At 69.7% G+C, this 20,348-nt stretch carries 18 protein-coding genes; 3 read left to right on the top strand and 15 right to left on the bottom strand.

From position 1 onward, the window contains the following. Nucleotides 1-74 precede the first annotated feature (74 nt). The gene (locus ACFRKB_RS09165; protein WP_383104569.1) at nt 75-1,406 is read right to left on the bottom strand and encodes a cytochrome P450; all 1,332 of its coding nucleotides are present in this window, start codon (nt 1,404-1,406) and stop codon (nt 75-77) included. A 300-nt stretch (nt 1,407-1,706) separates the two neighbouring features. Between ACFRKB_RS09165 and ACFRKB_RS09170 the strand changes: the two genes are divergently transcribed. Both ACFRKB_RS09170 and ACFRKB_RS09175 read left to right on the top strand, forming a co-directional pair. Further along, nucleotides 1,707-2,270 (top strand): hypothetical protein, encoded by a 564-nt coding sequence (locus ACFRKB_RS09170; protein WP_383104571.1) that lies wholly within the window; start codon nt 1,707-1,709, stop codon nt 2,268-2,270. Between the two features lie 75 nt (nt 2,271-2,345). After that, nucleotides 2,346-5,195 (top strand): M48 family metallopeptidase, encoded by a 2,850-nt coding sequence (locus ACFRKB_RS09175; RefSeq protein ID WP_383104573.1) that lies wholly within the window; start codon nt 2,346-2,348, stop codon nt 5,193-5,195. Nucleotides 5,196-5,251: 56 nt separating this feature from the next. Here the strand turns inward: ACFRKB_RS09175 and ACFRKB_RS09180 are convergent, their stop codons facing one another. Next, entirely contained in the window at nt 5,252-6,226 is a 975-nt protein-coding gene (locus ACFRKB_RS09180; RefSeq protein WP_383104574.1) for a helix-turn-helix transcriptional regulator, read from the bottom strand. A gap of 138 nt (nt 6,227-6,364) precedes the next feature. Between ACFRKB_RS09180 and ACFRKB_RS09185 the strand changes: the two genes are divergently transcribed. Then, nucleotides 6,365-6,760: a RidA family protein gene (locus tag ACFRKB_RS09185; RefSeq protein ID WP_365973176.1), complete on the top strand. Its 396-nt coding sequence runs from the start codon at nt 6,365-6,367 to the stop codon at nt 6,758-6,760. A gap of 122 nt (nt 6,761-6,882) precedes the next feature. Here the strand turns inward: ACFRKB_RS09185 and ACFRKB_RS09190 are convergent, their stop codons facing one another. The 13 genes from ACFRKB_RS09190 to ACFRKB_RS09250 all read right to left on the bottom strand — a co-directional run bounded on the left by ACFRKB_RS09190 (nt 6,883) and on the right by ACFRKB_RS09250 (nt 20,339). Next, a complete protein-coding gene (locus ACFRKB_RS09190) occupies nt 6,883-8,229 on the bottom strand; it encodes a replication-associated recombination protein A (RefSeq protein ID WP_383104576.1) in 1,347 nt (448 codons plus the stop codon). Nucleotides 8,230-8,278: 49 nt separating this feature from the next. Then, nucleotides 8,279-9,130, bottom strand: a complete 852-nt coding sequence (locus ACFRKB_RS09195) for a PhzF family phenazine biosynthesis protein (protein WP_383104578.1) — start codon at nt 9,128-9,130, stop codon at nt 8,279-8,281. Between the two features lie 122 nt (nt 9,131-9,252). After that, nucleotides 9,253-10,881 carry an asparaginase domain-containing protein gene (locus tag ACFRKB_RS09200; protein WP_383104580.1) on the bottom strand — a complete coding sequence of 543 codons (1,629 nt, stop codon included), beginning with the start codon at nt 10,879-10,881 and terminating at the stop codon, nt 9,253-9,255. A gap of 44 nt (nt 10,882-10,925) precedes the next feature. Continuing rightward, complete coding sequence (locus ACFRKB_RS09205) at nt 10,926-11,411, bottom strand: DUF488 family protein, N3 subclade (RefSeq protein ID WP_383104581.1); 486 nt, start codon at nt 11,409-11,411, stop codon at nt 10,926-10,928. A 105-nt stretch (nt 11,412-11,516) separates the two neighbouring features. Continuing rightward, complete coding sequence (locus ACFRKB_RS09210) at nt 11,517-12,533, bottom strand: methyltransferase (protein ID WP_383104583.1); 1,017 nt, start codon at nt 12,531-12,533, stop codon at nt 11,517-11,519. A 169-nt stretch (nt 12,534-12,702) separates the two neighbouring features. Continuing rightward, nucleotides 12,703-13,113 (bottom strand): VOC family protein, encoded by a 411-nt coding sequence (locus tag ACFRKB_RS09215; RefSeq protein WP_383104585.1) that lies wholly within the window; start codon nt 13,111-13,113, stop codon nt 12,703-12,705. A gap of 92 nt (nt 13,114-13,205) precedes the next feature. Continuing rightward, entirely contained in the window at nt 13,206-13,697 is a 492-nt protein-coding gene (locus ACFRKB_RS09220; protein WP_383104586.1) for a PhzA/PhzB family protein, read from the bottom strand. A 60-nt stretch (nt 13,698-13,757) separates the two neighbouring features. Further along, the gene (gene asnB / locus ACFRKB_RS09225; protein WP_383104587.1) at nt 13,758-15,614 is read right to left on the bottom strand and encodes an asparagine synthase (glutamine-hydrolyzing); all 1,857 of its coding nucleotides are present in this window, start codon (nt 15,612-15,614) and stop codon (nt 13,758-13,760) included. 43 nt (nt 15,615-15,657) lie between these two features. Beyond that, complete coding sequence (phzG, locus tag ACFRKB_RS09230) at nt 15,658-16,278, bottom strand: phenazine biosynthesis FMN-dependent oxidase PhzG (RefSeq protein WP_383104589.1); 621 nt, start codon at nt 16,276-16,278, stop codon at nt 15,658-15,660. After that, complete coding sequence (locus tag ACFRKB_RS09235) at nt 16,275-16,622, bottom strand: hypothetical protein (protein ID WP_383104591.1); 348 nt, start codon at nt 16,620-16,622, stop codon at nt 16,275-16,277. Before ACFRKB_RS09235 ends, phzG begins: the two co-directional genes overlap by 4 nt. Continuing rightward, nucleotides 16,619-18,523, bottom strand: coding sequence for an anthranilate synthase family protein (locus ACFRKB_RS09240; protein WP_383104592.1), 1,905 nt, complete (start codon nt 18,521-18,523; stop codon nt 16,619-16,621). The genes ACFRKB_RS09235 and ACFRKB_RS09240 overlap by 4 nt, the downstream gene beginning before the upstream one ends. Next, entirely contained in the window at nt 18,520-19,143 is a 624-nt protein-coding gene (locus ACFRKB_RS09245; protein ID WP_383104594.1) for an isochorismatase family protein, read from the bottom strand. The genes ACFRKB_RS09240 and ACFRKB_RS09245 overlap by 4 nt, the downstream gene beginning before the upstream one ends. Further along, nucleotides 19,131-20,339, bottom strand: coding sequence for a 3-deoxy-7-phosphoheptulonate synthase (locus tag ACFRKB_RS09250; RefSeq protein ID WP_383104596.1), 1,209 nt, complete (start codon nt 20,337-20,339; stop codon nt 19,131-19,133). Before ACFRKB_RS09250 ends, ACFRKB_RS09245 begins: the two co-directional genes overlap by 13 nt. Between the last annotated feature and the right edge of the window lie 9 nt (nt 20,340-20,348).

The raw sequence follows: 20,348 nt of genomic DNA on the forward strand, positions 1-20,348 counted from the left end.
CCAGGGAGATTGACTGACCATCAAGTGGAAAGTTGGAGACTGGCAACCGTCAACTGACCATGTGGGAGACGGCCTTAGGCACGCGGCGCTCCCAAGGTCGCGGGCGTGGGGCCGTCGGGGCGGACGGTGATGCCGTACGCCGCCTTCGTGGGGGTGGAGCAGAAGGTCAGGGTGTGGGCCGGCAGCAGGTGTTCGAGGAGGACGGTCGATTCCCGGAGCGCGAATTGCAGACCGAGGCAGGCTCGGGGACCCATGCCGAAGGGGAGGTAGGAGCCCGGGTGGGCAGGTCGGCCGTCCGGGGGGATGAAGCGCATGGGGTCGAAGTGCTCCGGATCCGGCCACAGTTCGGGGTCGCGGTGCGTGAGGTACGGGCAGACGAGAATGTCGGTGCCCGCTTTGATGGAGTAGCCGGCGAGGGTGTCGTCCTCGGTGGCGTGGCGGGGAAGGATCCAGGCGGACGGGTAGAGCCGGAGCGTCTCGTGGACCAGAGCCTGGATGGCCTGGCGGCGTTGCGCCGAGTCCTCGCCGCCGGCGGCGAGGGCTTGTTCGCGGGTGGCGGGGTGCTGGTCGAGGAGCAGGTAGAGCCAGGTCAGGGTGGTCGCGGTGGTCTCGTGCCCGGCCGCGAGCAGCGTGACCAGCTCGTCGCGGATCAGCCGGTCGGTGTACTCGGGCTGCTCGGTGGAGGCGTTGATCAGGACGTGCAGCAGGCCGGGGCCGTGGGCCCCCGACCGCCCGTCGCGGGCGGCCTCGATGGCGTGCCGGGCGACCGCGTCGATCCGGGCGAGATCGGCGGCGACGGCGTTCTGGGCGTCGGTGACATCGGCGGGCAGAGTCGGAAGGGCGGCTGCCACGGCGGCTACGGCGTCCAGTTCGCGCTCGGTCCCGTCATCGAGGGCGTTCCCGGTGAGAGAGCGCCAGATGGCGTCCAGGGCGAAGCGGCGCATCTCCTGCCCGACATCGAGGCTCTGCCCGGTACGGGCGCACCGGGCCCAGCGCTCGGCGGTGGTCCGGGCGGCCTCGGTGATCCGCTGTTCGTAGCGGCGCATGCCGGGGCCGGTGAACTGGGATTGTAACAAGCGGCGTTGGCGCTTCCACGCCGCGCCGGTGGCGGCGAGGACTCCGTCACCGATCAGCAGTCGGGCGCGGTGGGAGCGCTTGACGTACCGCTCCGGATGCCGGGCGAGTACGTGCTGGACGGCCTGCGGGTCGGTGACGAGAACGGTAGGGGCCGGTCCGAGGCGGAACGCGGCGATGCCGCCGGACCGCCGGCGCACCTGGGACAGCAGCTCGACCAGTTCGCCTCCCCCGGACCGCCATCGCTGCACGAGTCCGGGCTCGGCTTCGGGCACCGGCCGTCCCGTTCCGGGAACATGCGAAAGAGAGCCGAGACTGGCTTCGGGGTCCATGATTCTTCTCCTGGTCAACCGCTGGGTCTGGCCGTATCGGAGCACCGGCACCACAGACTGTACGAGAGCAAACGCGCCCGGTGACAGCCTGCCCCGCCATGGCCCGCAACACCGGCGGGTGAGAGTGCCGGACAACAGCCTCCGACGGGCGGACCAGGGCGCTCGGCCTGATGGCTCGCCAGAGTGACACCATGCTGTCGTCATGCCAGGGCGAGCCGCCTGTCAGTCAAAGCCCGGCGGCAGTGCGCCTCTTCCCAGTAGCGTTTGCAGGCGAGACTTCGGGCTACGGGGGGAATCGGTATGAGTTCTGAGGCGTCAGTTCATGGCACGGTGCGGGTGCGCGATGTGGTGCGCGACGTGGTGGCCGAGGTTGCTCCGGAGGAGTTGTCCGTGATCGCGGGGCTGGCGCAGTTCGATGACGCGGCTGTCGTACGGATGCTGAAGCGGCAAGGCAACGGCCGCCGCGAGCCGCTCGGTTTCGGTCTCGGTGAGATCGCGGTGATGGCCACGCCGGTGGTGTGGCTGGTGGTGGACCAGGCGGCCCGCCAGATCGGGACCGTCGCCGCGGACAGCGCGACCGTCGGCGCGCGCTCGCTGGTGCGCCGGATCCTGCGCCGTCGGAGTGCCGAGGTGACAGTTCCCTCGCTGGCCCCGGAGCAACTTGCCGAGGTGCATCGCCACATCGTGGAGACGGCTGCGCGGCGCGGCCTTGAGCGTGAGCGCGCGGAAGCCCTCGCGGACTCGGTGGTGGCCCGGCTGACGCTCTCCGCAACGCGGGCGCAGACGGACGAGTCCGGCGAGTCCGCGGACGGGCGCGGAAGTGGCGATGCGTCGTCCGGAGCCGGCGGCCCGGCGGCGGAGTAGCGGGTGATGGCCGCGGTGGGGTCGTCGACTGCCGCGGGAGGCCGGCCGGTTGGCGCCGGGACGACCGTGCGGTTCGTGCTGCTGGCGCTTCTGGTCCTGGTGACCAGCGCTCTGATGCTGACGTACATGGCGTATTGGTGGGTGTCGGAGGCCGACTCGTACAGCTGCAATCTCGCGGCCGGGGTGGACTTCGACCAGATGTCCGATCTGGAGCTGCTGGTCACGCGCACCAGTCAGTCGGTGGCGTATACGAACTGCCAGCTCCGTTATGCCCAGCCGCCGCCGTGGTGGGTTCCCGCCTCGTGGCTGGCCCTGCTGGCCGTCGCGGCCGTCGCGCTGTTCTTCTGGCTGCCGGTATGGAAGGCACGGCGCGGCAAGGTGGTCCCGCTGGCGTCGATCGATCACGACCGTGGCATCCAGACCGTGCTGGAGGAGGTCGTGGCGGTGGCCGGGCTGGCGCGGATGCCGCGCGTCGTGGTCGATCCCGCCGCGTCGACCGTCGGTGCTGTGCTCTTCGGCCGTAACGGCCGGCCTGTCCTGTGCCTGCACGGAGGGCTGCTCGCTCTCAGGAGCCGTGATGCCGCGGGCTTCAGGGCAGTGCTGTTGCACGAGTTCGCCCATGTCCGCAACGGGGACATCACTCTCGTCTACGCGACAGTCGCGCTGTGGCGAGTGTTCCTCTTCCTGGTCGCACCGCCCTACCTGGTGGGTGTGGTCATGTACCTGGTCGGCCAGGTGGAGTCGGGCGGCTCTCTGTGGGCGGTTCCGTCCCGGAGCATTCTGCAGGTGCTCTTCCTTGTGGCGCTGGTGTACCTGGCGCGCTCGGACGTGCTGCGCAGTCGCGAGATCCATGCTGATCGTGCCGCGGTGCGCTGGGGTGCGGACTCCCGTGGCTGGCATGTGCCCGCGTCGCCGGCTCCCGAGGGCTTGCTGCGGCGCAGGCTCGCTTCGTTCGCCGAATTGTGGCGCTCTCATCCGAGGTGGGAGCTGCGCCGGGGCGCGCTGACCGATCCCGGCCCGGTGTACGCGGTTCCCGCGCTGCCCATGTTTCTGACCGGGGCCGCTGCCGTTCTCATCAACTCCCAGCTGGCGCTGGCTCTGCAGCCGTACACCCCGCAGATGATCGGTGCGCTGACGTCGCAGGTGGCGGCTCTGGCCGCGGCGGGAACGGTCGCCGGGGTGGTCGGTATCACGCTCTGGCGTGCCGTGATCCACGCGGTGCTGACCGGGAGGCGCCCGCCTTCCGGTCTGCGGGCAGGGCTGTGGCTGGGGACCGGGGTGGGCGTCGGCACGCTGATCATGGGGCATGGCACGATCGAGCAGCTCTTTCCCAGCCGGAACGCGTTGCTCTTGCTGTTCCTGCTCGGCGCGCCTGCCTTCACCTGGTGGACCGCGCAGGTCGCCCGGTTGTGGGTCACGGTCTGGCGGGGGCGGACGCTTCGTCCGGCTCTGGCGGCGAGTCTGGCGGCGGGGTGGCTGGCGCTGGCACAGTGGTTTGGGTGGTGGCACGGCAGGGCCGCGGTGATCGGGACCGGCTGGTGGTACGAAACCGAGGGGATGCGGAAGCGGCTGGAGCAGTTGTATCCCGGTCCGGCCGGCGACCACGAGACGATGTTGTCGGGGATCAGTGTTGTCTTTCCCGTGGTCCTGAATACGAACGCGCTGCCGCTCGCCGCGGCCGCTGTTGCTGCTTTGTGGGTCGTGCCGTTGGCCGCCTGGGTGCCGCGGCCGGCCGCCGCGGCGCGGCCGTGGACGCACCGCGCCATGCTCGACATCGAGGGTGCGGTGGAGCCCGCCTTGCAGAGCCCGCCGCGGCTGCGAGGCGTGCTGCTGACGGGCGTGTTGTGTGGTGTGGGGTGCTGGGTCGCGGTCATGGCCGTTGTGGCTCATCCCGGTACCGGTCTGACGGGGCCGCCCGCGCAGGGCACCAGTCTTCGGGGGCTGCTTTTCCTCGCCTGGATGTACGTCGCCCTGACCGTGTCAGCGGTGGTGGCCGGCGCGATCGCGGCGGCGCGTGCCCGACGGTACCGGCTGCTCATGACCCTTGTCGCGGCGCAGGTCGCGACGTTGGTGGGCACGATCGGCGTTGTGGTGTTGCTGCTCTTCGACGGCTGCGTCGACGAGCTGAGTGTGTTCAGCTCGTCCTGCGTTCGGCGGCCCGCATGGCTCAGGGACTGGCTCGATCTGCATATCGTGCTGGACTTCGCGCTGATGACCATCACCGTCGCCTCCTTCGCAGTCGCCGCGGCTGTGTCGGCCGTCCGCAGGGCGCGTGCGTCCCATCGGCCGCGGCCGGTCACAACGGCTCCGCCGCGACGGGACAGGCCCACCGGTCGGCGCGGCCTTGTGGCGGTGGTGTGCGTCGCGGCGCTGGCTGTGTCGGCGGCCGAGGCGGCATACCGGCAGAACCGGACGCCGCAGAAGGTCGCGGACGTCCGCGCTGCCCAGGAAGAGGCCCAGCAGGTGTCCACCCGGCTCAAGGCCCGCGTGGTCGCTCCTCGGACCAAAGCGCGGCAAGTGGATGCCTGGAACGATCTCGGAGGGGAGGAGCTTCTGGCCCGCTTCCGCCGGGAGCACGGCAAGCTCATCGAAATCCAGCGGGCCTTCGTCGAGGGCAAGGAGCAGCCCGGCTATCTGTTGCGCCTGCGTCCTGTCTGCGAGCGTTTCGGCCGCACGGCCATTGACGCCTACGCCTACTTCCGCGTTCCTGATGCGCGTGGTCAGGCGCTGTGGCAGCGGTTGATCCTCGACGCCGCGGAATCCACCCTTCAGTGCCGTAAGGCCCTTGACCATCTGAGTGCGAACCGTTTGAAGCAAGCGGGTTCCACTCTTGCCTCGTCATTCAAGAAGGCCAACACGGCAGACAAGAACAGCGATGCGATCGCTTCTCGGATAGAGGACGTCAAGCGCGCGGGCGGTCTGTGAAGGAAGTGGGCCTGGTGTCCGGGGCGGCGGAAGGCGTCAATTCCCAGGAAAGCGCTTCAGGATGACGCTCCATAACGGGTGGCGACCGCGACGGCGCGGTCGTGCAGGGAGGTACGCAGCGCCTGCGGGGCCAGGACTTCCGCGTGCGTGGCGTGCTGCCACAGGGCCCATTCGGCGTGCCGCGCATCCTGGAAGATCACGTTCAGCCGCAGCCAGCCGTCCGCGTCGGATTCTTCGGCGCGGACGGCCAGCGCGGTGCCCACCAGATGATCCCGCCGTGCCGGGTCCACCCGTACCAGTACGGCGAATTGGTCGCCTCCGGTCCGGAACTCCGCGTTGCGTTCCTGCCAGGCCCGGTCCAGGTCGACCGTGTCCGGTCGCTGCGCGGGTTCGTCGAGCGCCTCGGCCGCCAGCACCCGGGACAGCCGGTACGTGCGGTCCGCGCCGCCCCTCGTGGCCAGCAGATAGCCCTGCTCGCGTACGGTGACCAGACCGATCGGGTCCACCGTGCGCCACTTCGGGGCCTGGTCCACGGCCGCGTACTGGATGCGCAGCTTGTGTCCGGCGAACACCGCGCGCCGGACCTCGGCCGCTATGGTGTCGGCCACCTCGTCCGCGGCCACGCGGCGCGAGAGGAGGTCGGTCTCCGGGTCGATGAGTAATCGCTGCGCCGCGCCGGCCGCGGTGTCGCGAAGGCTCTCGGGCAGTGCGTCGACCACTTTGAGCATGGCCGAGGCGAGCGCCGAGCTGAGGCCGAACAGCTGCGCGCCGCGCCGTGATCCGGCGACCAGCAGGGCGAGCGCCTCGTCGTGGTTCAGTCCGGTGAGCGCTGTCTGGAAACCGGGCAACAACGCGAAACCGCCGTGCCGGCCGCGTTCGGCGTAGACCGGCACACCCGCTGCGGACAACGCCTCGATGTCGCGCAACACCGTGCGAGTGGACACCTCCAGCTCACGGGCCAGCGTATCCGCGGTCATCCGACCACGCTGGCGCAGGAGCAGCACCAAGGAAACCAATCGGTCGGCGCGCATATGAAAACTTTAACAAAAATACATGACGAAGGATGTCACGTTTTATTGGAAGGCTCCTTCACACGACGTCAAAGCTTGGCGGATGCCGAGCCGATGGACGTACGTACCGTCGGTGAATCGAATGGAGCGAGTGCTGCAATGGAACGAAACGCGGTCAACCCGGTGTCGTGGTCGGTGGAGATGGGCTTCAACCAGGGTGAGGTCGTCTCCGGGCATTCGCGCACCCTGTACATCTCGGGGCAGACCTCGATGAGCAGCGAAGGCAAGCCCGAGCACGACGGCGACATGGCGGCTCAGCTCGCGCTGAGCATCGACAACATCGAGGCCGTGCTCGCCGAGGCCGGCATGTCCCTCTCGAATCTCGTGCGGCTCAACGTCTACACGACCGACGTCGACCTGCTCTTCCAGCACTACGGCGTGCTGGCGGGACGGCTGGGCGCCGCCCGGGTCGCGCCGACCACCACGATGCTCGGCGTGACACGTCTGGCGATCCCCGGCCAGATGGTCGAGTTGGAGGGCACCGCCGTCGCGTGATGTGATCTCGTCTCCCCCGCTGCTCGTGCCCGTCACATCAGCACGAGCGGCGGGCCGGCGGGGGATTTCCGGTGCAGGTGGTGTGGGCGTGGGCCGTGGGCCACGCGATCGCGACACTGCCTCTACTCGCCGCGGACGGCACGGCGGAGCTTCGTGAGGCGCTCGTGCAGGACGCGCTCCCCGCCGTGCTGTGTGGGACGGTAGTAGTCCTTCCCCACGAGGTCGTCCGGCGGGTACTGCTGCTCCAGGACTCCGTCGGAGGCGGCGTGGGGGTACCGGTAGCCGATCGCGTTGCCCAGCTCCCTGGCGCCCGCGTAGCGGCCGTACCGCAGGTGTGCCGGAATCTCACCGACGGCGCCCGCTCGGACGTCGGCCATGGCCTCGTCGATTCCGGTGATCACCGTGTTCGACTTCGGCGCCATGGCCAGATGCACGGTGGCCTGCGCCAGCGCGAGGCGGGCCTCGGGCATGCCGATCAGCTGGACCGTCTGCGCCGCCGCGACAGCGGCCTGCAGCGCTGTGGGGTCGGCCAGCCCGACGTCCTCACTGGCATGCACCACCAACCGCCGTGCGACGAACCGCGGATCCTCCCCGGCCACGAGCATGCGGGCCAGGTAGTGCAGCGCGGCGTCGGGGTCCGAGCCGCGGATCGACTTGATGAACGCGCTGATGACGTCGTAGTGCTGGTCGCCCTGCCGGTCGTAGCGCACGGTCGTCTCGGCGACGGCCCGCTCCACGGCCGGCACGTCGATCACCGTACGGCCGGTGTCGGTCACCCCGTCGGCACTCGCCTCCAGCGCGGTCAGCGCGCTACGGGCGTCGCCCGCCGCGAGGCGTACCAGGGCGTCCTCGGCCTCGGGGGACAGCGAGACCGAACCGTCGAGGCCGCGCTCGTCCTTCGCCGCCCGCCGCAGCAGCTCGCGGACCTCGTCCTCGTTCAGGGACCGGAGCTGCAGCACCAACAGCCGTGAGAGCAACGGCGCCACCACCGAGAACGACGGGTTCTCCGTGGTGGCGGCGACCAGCAGCACGAGCCGGTCCTCGACGGCCCCGAGCAGGGCGTCCTGCTGGGTCTTGGAGAAGCGGTGCACCTCGTCGATGAACAGCACGGTCTGCCGGTTCTGGCGGTCGCGGCGACGGCGCGCGTCGTTCATCACCTCGCGCAGTTCCTTGACTCCGCTGGACAGCGCCGAAAGCGCGATGAAGTGCCGGGTGGCGACGGTGGCGAGCAAGCGCGCGATCGTGGTCTTACCCGTGCCGGGAGGGCCGTAGAGCAACACCGAGGCCGCCTCCCCGCCCTCCGCCAGCCGCCGCAGCGGCGCGCCGGGACGCAGCAAGTGCGCCTGGCCGACGACTTCCGCGAGCGTACGCGGCCGCATCCGCACCGCCAGCGGCGCGTTGGCCCGCACGGGCTCGGCGGGCGGGGTGTCGTCGGACGTCGGTAACGCGAACAGCCCCTCATCCGTCACGCGCGGCGGCCCTTCCTCTGCGAGTTGGTCACTCATACGTTCTCGGCGACTACGCGTACAGCGTTCCCCGGGCGACGACCACGGCCGACCCCGCCACCTGGACCGACTCGATCCGTTCCGGCGTCCCCATGGCCCGGGCGCGCATCGTCGAAGGACGGCCGATCTCCACCCCCTGGCGGATCTCGATCCACTCACCGAAAGGGATCAGACCATGCCGGGCCAAGTGTACCGCGAGCGCGCCGGCGGCCGAGCCGGTGGCCGCGTCCTCCACCACACCATAGGCGGGTGAGAACATCCGCAGTCTCCATCGAGTGCCCGCGCCCGCGAAGCAGTTGGCGGCCATGTCGGGCAGCCGCGCGAGAATCCTCTGGTCCGGCTCCACGTCGGAGAGCGCGGCCACGCTGCCGAGGCCGACGAACACGTGCCGCGGCCCGTTGCGGTAGACCTCGACCGGCAGGGTGCTGCCGGAGGCCACCAGATCGAGACCGGTGAGCAACTCGTCCGCGCGGTCGTAGGGTTCCCACGTCGGGACGGGTTGCCACATGCCGGCCGCGCCGGCCCGGCCGTCGCCGTCGCGTTCGAGTTCGAACGCCACGGTGCCCATGGCGGTCTCCATCCGGAGCTCCTTCGCCGAGCCCGACTCGCCGAGCACCACGGCCGTACCGAGGGTCGGATGTCCGGCGAACGGCAGCTCGTTCACCGGGGTGAAGATGCGGACCCGCACATCACCGTCGTCTTCGGCGGGGAGGACGAAGACGGTCTCCGACAGGTGCATCTCCTGCGCGATCCGCTGCATGCGCTCGGGGGAAAGGCCGGAGGAATCCAGGAAGACCGCGGTCGGGTTTCCTTCCAGCGGGACGTCGGTGAAGACGTCGGCTACCACGTACTCGTACGTACCCATGGGTTCCGTTCTCGAAGTGGGGACATCGGGGCTCATGCCGTGGTGGGCACATCGGGGGCTCATGCGTCGAACGCCCGGGGGAGGATCGCGCCGGCCTCGCCGCCGACGCGGCGTGCCGCGGGTCAGTGGGTGTCGAACAGGGTCTGGTACCGGGCGACCGCCTGTTCTGTGGCCGCGCGCTCGACAGGGGTCGGGTGGAAGGGATCCAAGGCCGGAGGCAGGGCACCGAGTTTGAGCAGCGCGGCCATGAGGAGCATGCGCGCCTTGGTGGCCGTGAGGTTGTTGCCCGAGATGAACGTCGGGTCGGTCCGGTACGCCATGCCTCCGGTGTTGCCGCGGCCCGTGCGGACGACCGGCATGCCGGCGAAGATGGCGACGCTCAGTGCCGCGTTTCTCGTCGGGTCGGCCATCCCGAACGGTGACATGCCCTCGCAGACGAAGCCGGCCAGTGGTGTGCCGGCGAGGTTGGCGTCGATCCGTGCGAGGATCTCGACCTCTTCGTCGGCGACGCGCGGACTGTCGGTGCCGGCCCCCGTTGCGGCGTACCGGCTGTACTTGGTGATCGAGACGTGCGGCATCGCGGCGGGTACGAGCCCGTCGGCGTCCTTCGTCACGACGTCGACCACGGACACACCCGTGCGCAACGTGCCGGCGACGCCGGCCACCCGCCCGGGGAGCACGGTGAGGCGGAGTTCCGAGTGATGGGTGTGCCTGCGGGCGGGGAGGTAGGTGAGCTGCGGAGGGCCGTAGCCACCCAGGTCGGCCACCACTCCCCCATGGCCGCCGGTGACCTCGTAGCCCCCCGGTCGGGCGTCGACCTTGGTCACGTCCCGGGCCGCGTAGACGAGTTCGTCGACGATCAGGCACGCCCCGACGCGGTCCTCGCCCCGCTCGTCCAGGGCGACGCCCGACGCGATGAACTTCACGCCGTCCACCACGTTGCGGTCCCCGTCCGCGCTCAAGGACTGGTGGCGCCGTTGAGCGGCGTGTCCGACGAGGGGCACCGTCGTGTCGACCATCAGTCCGAGCCAGTACAGGGTCTCGTCGACGGTCGGACTCCCTTCGAGCCACTGGACGCCGGCGTAGTCTCCCGTGGCCAGGACGGCCTGGACCTGGTTGGTCGCCTGGGCGAGGTTCGCCAGGCCCGGTTCGCTCTGGAGGTGGTAGGGGTAGTAGACGAAGAAGTCCTGCCCGAGGCGTTCGGATTCGGGACCCGTGGTGTATCCGCCCGACGGTGCGGCGCGGAAGAAGTCGAAGTCGGCGACGGACCCCAGCTCGACGGGGGTGCCGTGGTCGCCGAGGCCGAACCGATCGATCTCCTCGTAGAGGCGGCGGGCGTCGGGGTAGAACGTCTGACGAGCGGCTCCTGGTGGTGCGAACGGTGCCGTCGAGGTCTCCTCCCAGGCTGATCCGTCCGCCTGCCTGCCCATGTAAGGGAGGGGATAGAGACCGTCGGCGGGATCGAGTTCGACGACGTACACCGGCGTGGCGTCGTCGAAAGGCCGCTCGTCGTGGAACGTGCCGTCCTTGTCGAGCCAGCCGTCCGGAGGGGCGTACAAGCCGGCCGCGTCTCGTTCCAGCGGGTGCGCGCTGAACGCCTCGATGTACAACGTCGCGGGCGCCGCGAGCCGTTGGGGACGCAGGACGTCGAGGTGAGTGGGGCGCGGCGGCAGACCGTGGCGTACGCGTGCCTTGTTCGACGTGACCAGGTCCGGCGTGTTCAGAATCGTCGCCGTCGGTCCGGCGAACACCGCGATCCTGGGTCGCGGCGCGCCGCCCGGGAGGTGGTGACCCGTCACAACGGCCGCAGGTGTTCGACGGTGATGTGGTGCTCCTCGGCCAGCCGCCGGGAGACCAGCGACCGGTGGCAGGCCTCGGGGTCGCGCTCGACGCAGAACAGCGCCGCGGTCCCGCTGCTCGGCAGCGTCGACACGATCGGTCCGAGGTCGGCTACGTCGAGGATCTCGGCGGTGTAGCGGCGGGTGTACTCGGCGGCGAGCTCTCGGCGTGAGCGCTTGCCGACCCCCTGGCGGTCGTCCTCGGCGTACTGGAGGTGACGCAACTCGGTGGTCGGGGCGAGTTCACGGTGGTGCTCGTAGGCGATCCCGGCCTCGGCGAGAGCCGCCTGCAGCCGGAGTGAGTTCGCCCAGGCGTAGTCCGGTCCGCGGACACCGCGGCGCTGGCGTACGTCGAGCAGCACGCGCACGTTCGTCTGTTGCAGTCGTTGCAGGAAGGAATCGCCGTCGAAGCCGTAGACGCCGATCGTTGCCAACTTGAGCACCGGAGATCTCCTGTTCGAGCCATTACTCGTGCACCCACCCGACGGTTCTGTCCCGCCCTTGCGCCATGACGCCGCCCGGGTCGGATTCAGCGCGTACTCCTGGTGTTACGGCGCGGTGCGCGGCGCGGCGATCAGAGCGGTCGTCTCCATGGGCAGTTCCGCGGTCCCGGCGATGTCCAGGCCGGCCCGGTTCAGCAGCCGCGTGATCCTGTCGAGGGTGCGGTGTTCGCCGCCCGTCGTCACCAGGAGGTGCAGATCCCACAGAGCGGGCAGCACGGTGGAGTTCTCGTCCTCGACGAAACGGTCGAGGATCAGCAGCCGCGACGAGGAGTCCGCCATGGCGCGGCGGCAGTTCTCGAAGACGCCGATGACGGCTTCGTCGTCCCAGCCGGCCAGCACGCGGCAGAGGATGTAGACGTCCCCGCCCGCCGGGACGTCCTTGAACATGTCGCCCCCGACCAACTCGGCACGGTCCAGGCCGACGGTGGCGGACAAGTGCTCACGCGCCTTCGGCATCATGTGCTCGCGGTCGAAGAGCGTGCCTCTGGCATCCGGTGTGGCGCCGAGGATCGTGGCGAGCAGGTGCCCGCCCCCTCCGCCCACGTCCACGACCGTCTTGCCGCCCGAGAAGTCGAAGATCTCGGGCACCTGGTGGAAGAACATGCTCGCCGCGTTCATGGTGTGCTGGAATCGCCTGGCCATGGCCGCGTCCTGGCCGAGATACGCGTAGAACGGCCGGCCGTAGGCGACTTCGAATCCCGAGCTCTCCGTGCTGATGGCGTGGTGGGCGTGGCCCCACGCGGAGTAGAACTCCTCGCCGTACAGCAGGCACATGTCGCGCAGGGACTGAGGGCCGTCGAGCAAGGCCGCGCTCAACCGGGTGCCGCGGTAGCCGGTGGGCTCGTTGCCCTCGAATATGCCCATGGCCACCAGGAGGCGCATCAGGCGGTGAATGCCCTGCTCCTTCGCTCCGGTCGCCTTGGCGAGTTCGGCGTCGGTGTCACGGCCGGCCGCGATGTGGTCGGGCAGTCCGAGTTTGACCGCGGTGTAGAGCGCCTGTGCCCTCCATCCGCCGGTGATGATGTCGACCACGTCCCGAGTGGCCTGCACGTCGACTGTCATTGAGACCTCACCATCCCAACCTGCCAACCGATGCCGGTCGACCCACTTCGCCGCGGTCTCTCCACGGCATGACACAGAGCTTTGTGATACGACGTGCCCCTGCTCCCTCACGAGGAGCCGGCCCGCTGCCGGTCCGGGGCCGCTTCGAACGCTGTGGCCCCGTGGTCGATCAGGACCGCTGCTGGGTGATGTTGAACATCCAGGTGATCCCGAACTTGTCCACGAGCGTGCCGGCCTCGTCGCCCCAGATCTGCTTCTTGAGAGGCATCGCCACGGTGCCACCGGCGGACAGCTTCTCGAAGTACTCGCGGAGCGTGGCGTCGTCGCCGCCGAGGTAGAGCGCGACATTGGTGCCCGGGTTGAAGGGAACCCGCTCCGGGACGTCCCACGCCATCACCGTGAAGCCGTCCGAGGTGCTGAGAGTGGCGTGCATGATCCTGTCGGCGTCGGGCGATTCCGGCGAGCCGAAGTCGCCGAACGTGCCCAGCTCCAGCTTGCCGCCGAGGACTTCGTGGTAGAACTCCATCGCCTGCCGCGCGTCCCCGTCGAAGGCGATGTACGGGTTGAGCTGAGATCCCACCTGATGCTCCTTGCTGTGTGTGCGAATGACGGTGTGACGGTGAACCTGGCGGCGGGCGCCAACGGACCGTCCGGGCCCGGCGGCGCGCTCCCCTACGTGGGGATTCCCCCGCGATTGACCTTCGGCACCTCGATACCCAGCGCGCGCAGCTGCTGGAACGGGTTCATGAACTCGCGGTTCTGCTTGATCCTGCCGTCTTCGAGCAGGAACGAATGTATGAAGTGGTTCCTGTAGTAGCCGGGCGGGTAGTCCGGGTAAAGAATCTGCCCCTCTCCGTCACACTCGACCCAGAACCTGTTGGGGTCTTGTGTCTCGAAGATCTCGACGTTCTTCCATTCCCAGTCGGGGAACATGCGCAGCGACCACTCGCCGTGCGCCTTGAGCTTCTCGTGCCCCTGCGAGGTGATCGGTTCGCCGGTGTCGCTGGTCCACAGGCCGGCGCTGCCGTCCTCGGTGAAGAGCAGGTAGCGCGTGAGTCGGTTCTCGCCTTTGCGGCTCATGTAGTCCGCGACGACGGCACGGTGCCGGTCGCGCAGGTCCAGGTCGCTCTTGAGCCCCTCGGGCCCAGTGCTGTCCGTTCCCATCTCGAATCCCTCAATCCATGATGTGGGCGTGGATAGTGACGCACCGACGGGAGCTCTGCGTCAGAGCCGGAGCTCGGGACGGTAGATGTCCAGCCAGGTGCTCAGGTCGAGCACGCGCTCCATGCCGTTGCGGACGTCGATCGGCATGGTGGCCGAGTCCCGCCGCGTGATGTCTTCCAGCCAGCTGCGGTCGACCAGATCGAACACCGGGTCGTCGGTCGTGAGCAGTTCCTTGGACTGCTGCAGCAGTGCGCCGGTGTAGTGCGGGTCCAGAGTGGCGGGGTAGGGAGCCTTCACCCGGTTCAGCACCGACGCGGGCAGCAGGTCGGCGGTCGCGGCGCGGAGCAGGCTCTTCTCCCTGCCGTCGAAGGTCTTCAACGACCACGGGGTGTTGTAGACGTACTCCACGAGTCGGTGGTCGCAGAAGGGGACCCGGACCTCCAGACCGACGGCCATGCTGATCCGGTCCTTGCGTTCCAGGAGCATCCGGACGAAGCGCGTCAGGTGCAGGTGGCACATCACCCGCATCCGCATCTCGTGATCGCTCTCCCCCTCGGCCCGCTCGACCTCGGCGACCGCGTCGGAGTAGCGGTCGCGGATGTAGGCGGGCAGGTCGAGGGAGGCGGTGATGTCGGCGTTGAACCGGTCGGACACCTGGGCCCGTGCGCCGCTGACGAAGACGGCCATCCAGGGGAAGGTCTGCGCGGCCTGGACCTCCGGTTGGTGGAACCACCTGTACCCGCCGAAGACCTCGTCGGCGGACTCGCCGGACAGGGCGACCGTGGACTGCTCGCGGATGGCCTGGAACAGCAGGTAGAGCGAGGCGTCCATGTCACCGAGGCTGAGCGGACTGTCGCGCGCGGTGATGACGGCCCGGCGCACCGCCGGGTCGGCGATCGCGGCATGGTCGAGCACGATGGGCTCATGCCGCGAGCCGACATGTGCGGCCACTTCGAGCGCGTACGGGGCGTCCGACGTGGCACGCAGTTCGTCGGCGACGAAGTCGTCCTCCCGCCCGGCGAAGTCCACCGCGAAGCTGCGTACCCTTTCGCCGGGCTCGCCGTGCTCCCCGGGCCGGCCGAGCTTGGCGGCAGCCAGTGCGGTGATCACACTGGAGTCCAGACCGCCGGAGAGGAGGGTGCAGCGCGGCACGTCGGAGACCAGCTGACGGCCCACGATGTCCTCGAGCAGTTCGCGCACGGTGGCGACGGTGGTCTCCCGGTCGTCGGTGTGCGGACGGGTGGGCAGCGTCCAGTAACGGCGCTCACGCAGGCCGGAGCGGTCGACGGTGACCACGCCGCCCGGGACCACCTCGCCCATCCCGCACCACACCGCGCTCCCCGGCGTCTGGGTGAAGCTGACCAGCTCCCGCACTCCGGCGAGGTCGACCGCGCGGTCGGCCAGCGGGTTGGCGAGGATCGCCTTCGGCTCGGAGCCGAACAGCACTCCGTCGTCGGTGCTGGAGAAGTAGAGCGGCTTGACGCCCATCCGGTCGCGGATCAGCACGAGCCTCTCGGCCCTGGAATCCCAGACGGCGAACGCGAACATGCCGTTGAGCCGTTCGGCGACCGCTTCGCCCCACTCCAGGTAGCCGTGGAGCACCACCTCGGTGTCGCTGCGCGTCTGGAACCGATGGCCCCGCCGGAGCAGCTCGCTCCTGAGCTCGGTGTAGTTGTAGACCTCACCGCTGTAGGTGATCGCCACCGGACCGTCGTCGGTGGGCACCACCATGGGCTGGGTGCCGCCTTCGATGTCGATGACCGCCAGCCTCCGATGACCGAGCGCCGCGTGCCGGTCGAGCCAGGCGCCCGCGGCGTCCGGTCCCCGGCAGGCCATGGTCTCCGTCATCGCGTCCAGTCGCACGCGCTGCTGAGTCAGATCCCGGTCGAACGAGACCCAGCCCGTAATTCCACACATCGGCTTGCCTTTCTTCCTCTCACGTCCACGATCCGGAGCACGGTCAGGGTTGGAGCCGGCCCGTGGACCAGCCGGAACCGTCGCGCTCGTAACGCAGCCTCCGGTGCAACCGGTCCTGCGGGTCGGCCTGCCAGAACTCCACCGACGCCGGCTCCAGCAGATAGCCCAGCCAGCGGTCCGGGCGAGGCAGCGCCGAGCCGCCCCGGCCCAGTTCCCGGGCCCGCTCCCGCAGCGCGGCCTCGTCCAGCAGCGGCGCGCTCTGATGCGACACCACCGACATCGGGTGCGTGCCGGCCGGCCGGGCGGCCCACAGGGCGTCGGACTCCTCGTCGGGCAACGGACGGGCCGGGCCGCTCACGCTCACCTGGCGGCCGGCCTCGCGCCAGTAGAACACGCCCGATGCCCAGCCGGTCTCGGCCAGGTCCCGGCCCTTGCGGCTGTCGGCGTGGCTGGCGAACACCAGCCCCGTACCGCGAACCGCGAGCACCTGCACGATCCGGTTGGAGACATGGCCGCGGGCGTCGGCGGAGGCCAGCGCCAGCGCGCCCGGTTCGCGGACGGCGTTCTCGACAGCACTGTCGAACCAGGCCTGGAGCAGGTCCATCGGTTCGGCGGGCGGGGTGGAGAACTCCTCGGCCACCCGGGGTTGGGTCGATGCGCTCACGATGACTTCCTGATCGGTTCGAAGGCCAGGCCGCGATCGGCCAGTTGGCCGGAGTGGACACCTTCGACGATGGCCTCGATGTCGGTCATCATGCGGACGGCCGGCGGGAATCCGATGAGCTCGGTGGCCCGGTTCGGCGGCATCGGTGCCGTCAGGTCGGCCGTGGAATCCCACAGCATCACCGCGCCCCAGCGGTTGGTCCGCCGGTCGGAGATCCAGAACTTCAACCGCAGCCCGTGAATCCCCGCCCACGGATCCACGCCCTCGTCACGCAGGTAGCCGCGTAAGGAGTCGATGGTCTGGTCGGACCCGGAGAGGTCCCACCAGGAGATGGTGGCTTTCATACGTTCAGTACCTCCGCGGTCTCCATCAGCGGTACGAGCAGCCCGGCCAGGACGCGTTCGCTGTCCTGGGTGAGCACGGATTCAAGGTGGAACTGCACCGAGCCGAAGTGCGGCCCGCGCAGGGCGTGCACCTCGCTGGTGCCGGCGTCGAGGCTGACCTTCACCTCGCCGACGCCGGGACACTCCAGCCGCTCGGCTCGCGCGCGGGCCACATAGGAGTTGTAGAACCCCACCCGCTCCCGCGAGCCGAACAGGTCGATCTCGCGCTGGGTGCCCTGGTTCGGGACTTCCCGGCGCCTCAGCTCAAGCCCGAGGTGCCGGCACAGCAACTGATGGCTCAGGCACACGGCCAGAAAGGGGATGCGCCGGGACAGCAACTGCTCGATCGCCGAGGTGAGGTGGGCCATCCTGGGGTGGCCGGTCTCCCGTGGGTCGCCGGGTCCGGGGCCCATGATGACGAGATCGTGGTCGTCGAAGCGGTGGGACGCGTCGAAGCGGCTGAGTTCCACGGTCAGTCCGATGGCGCGCAGTTGGTGGGCCAGCATCGAGCTGAAGGTGTCCTCGGCGTCGATGATCAGCGCCCGGCGGCCCTCCAGCACCGGATGCGGCTGTGCTCGTGACGCGGCGTCGCTGAGCCAGAAGCGCGCGATCGTCTCGTTGCGCGTCCCCAGAGCCTCCCGGATCAGTGGGCGCTCGTCGAGCCGCTGGTTGGCCTCCAACGCCTTGAGCAGGCCCGCGGCCTTGGTGCGGGTCTCGGCGACCTCGGTGCCGGGGTCGGAGTGCCGGACCAGGGTCGCGCCCACCCCGACCTCGAGGTGACCGCTGTCGTCGACGTCCGAGGTACGGATGTCGGCGGTACGGATGAGGATGGCCGAGTCCAGGGTGCGCGCGCCGCCGGCGTCCCGGCCGATGAGGGCCGCGACGCCCCCGTAGTACCCACGGCCGCGCGGCTCGTAGCGGGCGATCACCCGGCAGGCGTTCTCGAGCGGACTGCCGGTCACGGTGGGGGCGAACATCGTCTCCCGCAGGATGTCCCGGGGATCGAGGTCGCTGCGCCCCTCGATGACGTACTCGGTGTGCGCGAGCCAGGCCATCTCCCGCAGGAACGGCCCCCGCACGCGGCCACCGCCCTGGCAGACCCGGGCCATCATCTTCAGTTCCTCGTCCAGAACCATGTACAGCTCGTCGGTCTCTTTGCCGTCGGTGAGGAAATCCATGACCTCCGACAGGACCGGTCCCGTGGGCGGGTAGCGGTAGGTGCCGCTGATCGGGGTCATCGCCGCGATGCCGTCTCGCAGGCTGACATGGCGCTCCGGTGTGGCGCCGACGAAGGTGCGGGTGCCGGTGTGAACGATGAAGGTCCAGTAGGCGCCGCTCTCCCGGGTGAGCAGCCGGCGGAACAGGCTCAGTGCGCTGCGCGTCGAGTACCCGGTGATGGTGGTGACGAACGAGCGCTTGATGACGAAGTTCGAGCCCTCTCCGGTGCCAATCTCGTTGTCGAGCACCGCGCGGACCGTCTCGGCGTACGCCTCGTCATCGGCGTCGAAGTGCCCACCGGTCAGGGCGATCGGGTCGTCCGGCAGGGATCTCAGCGCCTCGGACGTGGTGATCTGCCCCTGGTCGGTCACCGACATCGCGAGCAGCGGTGAACCGTCCTCGACGGCGGCGAAGCCGCGCTCGGTGATCTGCTGGTGGGGCACCAGGACCAGCGTCTCGTGACGGGCCTCGCCGGGCCGCCCGCCCTGGCCGGCCGACGGGATGTCGGCGAGCAGGGCCGGGGTGCCGACCTGGCCCAGCAGGATCTCCACGCGGTCCGGGCCCAGGGTCTCGGGGCGGTGCAGCAGGGCGAAGGCACCCGGAGTGGGGCCCAGCACGTGCTCGAACAACTGCGTCGAGTTCATCGGAAGACCTCCTCGGTGGTGGTGACCACCGAGCAGCGGGCGGCCGCGTAGTCGAGGGCCAGCCGGTGGTACTCGGCGGAGAAGTCGCCGACGGCGTCGGCGACCAGGAACGGCTGGATGTCATTCGTGAACGCCTCAAGCGCCGTCGCCAGTACCCCCACATGCGCGTACACCCCGCAGACGATCAGCTGATCGCGGCCCTGGGCGCGCAGTTGCGCCAGCAGGTCCGAGCGGAAGAACGCGCTGTAGCGCCACTTGGTGAGCACCTGGTCCGCCGGCCGGGGTGCGAGCGCGGTGACGATCTGGCGATCGACGGGGTCCACTCTCATGCCCGGACCCCAGAAGTCCTTGAGCAGGCCGCGTTCCTCGTCGGTCATGCCACCGGGTTGCGCGGTGTAGAACACCGGGACCCCGAGCGCGGCACAACGCTCACGCAGCAGCGCGCAGTGGCGCACCAACGGTTCGCGTATCTCTGAGGGAAACGGCGCGAGGAAGTAACGCTGCATGTCGTGTACGAGCAGTGCCGCGCGGCTCGGGTCGGGTGTCCACCGCGCCGTGCTGATGGGCAGTTCCGCCGCCGTGGGCAGCGGGTAGGCTGGGATCGGCGCTATGCCCGGCACGGTTCTCCCTCGGCTCGGTTCGTCATCATCCGCGTCTGCCAGGCCGAGACCACCGCCACCGCCTGGCGAGGGTTGAGTCGCGGGTCGCACAACGTCGTGTACTTCTCACCGATCCGGTCGGTGCCGTTCGGGACGTCGGCGCATTCGGTCACCGCGTCGGGGGTGGTCTCCAGATGTATCCCGCCCGGTATTCCGCCGGCGGTGTGAACAGCGGCCTGGAAGGCCGTGACCTCCCGGACGATTGTCTCCACGACCCGGGTCTTGCGCCCTTCCGCGGTGGTCACGGTGTTGCCGTGCATGGGGTCGACCAGCCAGATCACCGGGTGTCCGGCGGCGCGCACCGCCCGGACCAACGGCGGCAGCAGATCCATGGTCGCGTCGGCACCCATCCGGGCGATCAGGGTGAGCCGGCCCGGCTCCTTCTCCGGGTCGAGCCGCTCGCACAACCCGAGCAGCTCGGCGACGGTCATCCGCGGCCCGACCTTGCACGCGACCGGGTTCACCACATCCGCCAGCAGCGCGACGTGGGCGCCCTCCAGCTGGCGGGTTCGCTCGCCGACCCACGGCCAGTGCGTGGAAGTGAGCGCGACCCGGCCCTCCCGGTCCCGGCGCAGCATCGGGATTTCGTAGTCGAGCAGCAGAGCCTCGTGGCTGGTCCAGAGGGCGGGGTCGAGGCGCGCCTGCGGCGTCGGACAGAGGTTGGCCATGAGATGGCTCGCCGCCCGGTAGCCGGCCAGCAGCCGTCGGGGGTCGGGCCGTCGTGCTTCCGGGTCCGGCTCGGGACCGTTCACCATGTGCCCTCGGTACACCGGGATCTCGACGCCGCCGGCCAACTCGGTCAGCGCCGACCGGGGCTTGGCGTACTGGCCCGCGATCCGGCCCACCCGTACCACCGGCTGATGAGTGATCGCGTTCATGACGCCGGCGAGCACGTTGAGGAGTCCCGCCTTGCGCTCGACGTCACTCGCGGTGCATTCCGCGGGGTCCTCCGCGCAGTCACCCGCCTGCACGACCTGCGCCTGCCCGGCGGCGACTCCGGCGAGCAGACCGCGGAGCCTGCCCAGCGATTCGGTCTCCACGAGCGGGGGGAGAGCTGCCAGCATGTCCCGGACCTGCTCGACCTCCGCCGGGTCTCCCCACTGAGGCTGCTGCCGCGCGACCGGGGCCTGTAAAACTTCGAGCGAGGTGGCGTTCAAGTTTGCTCC

Source organism: Streptomyces scopuliridis (assembly GCF_042790125.1).
In the GTDB taxonomy this organism is placed as follows: Bacteria; Actinomycetota; Actinomycetes; order Streptomycetales; family Streptomycetaceae; genus Streptomyces; species Streptomyces scopuliridis_A.

Excerpts from the sequence above, each read along its gene's own strand:
- ACFRKB_RS09165 (WP_383104569.1), bottom strand. The coding sequence starts at position 1,406 with ATGGACCCCGAAGCCAGTCTCGGCTCTCTTTCGCATGTTCCCGGAACG.
- ACFRKB_RS09170 (WP_383104571.1), top strand. The coding sequence starts at position 1,707 with ATGAGTTCTGAGGCGTCAGTTCATGGCACGGTGCGGGTGCGCGATGTG.
- ACFRKB_RS09180 (WP_383104574.1), bottom strand. The coding sequence starts at position 6,226 with ATGCGCGCCGACCGATTGGTTTCCTTGGTGCTGCTCCTGCGCCAGCGT.
- ACFRKB_RS09185 (WP_365973176.1), top strand. The coding sequence starts at position 6,365 with ATGGAACGAAACGCGGTCAACCCGGTGTCGTGGTCGGTGGAGATGGGC.
- ACFRKB_RS09195 (WP_383104578.1), bottom strand. The coding sequence starts at position 9,130 with ATGGGTACGTACGAGTACGTGGTAGCCGACGTCTTCACCGACGTCCCG.
- ACFRKB_RS09210 (WP_383104583.1), bottom strand. The coding sequence starts at position 12,533 with ATGACAGTCGACGTGCAGGCCACTCGGGACGTGGTCGACATCATCACC.
- ACFRKB_RS09220 (WP_383104586.1), bottom strand. The coding sequence starts at position 13,697 with ATGGGAACGGACAGCACTGGGCCCGAGGGGCTCAAGAGCGACCTGGAC.
- asnB (WP_383104587.1), bottom strand. The coding sequence starts at position 15,614 with ATGTGTGGAATTACGGGCTGGGTCTCGTTCGACCGGGATCTGACTCAG.
- ACFRKB_RS09235 (WP_383104591.1), bottom strand. The coding sequence starts at position 16,622 with ATGAAAGCCACCATCTCCTGGTGGGACCTCTCCGGGTCCGACCAGACC.
- ACFRKB_RS09240 (WP_383104592.1), bottom strand. The coding sequence starts at position 18,523 with ATGAACTCGACGCAGTTGTTCGAGCACGTGCTGGGCCCCACTCCGGGT.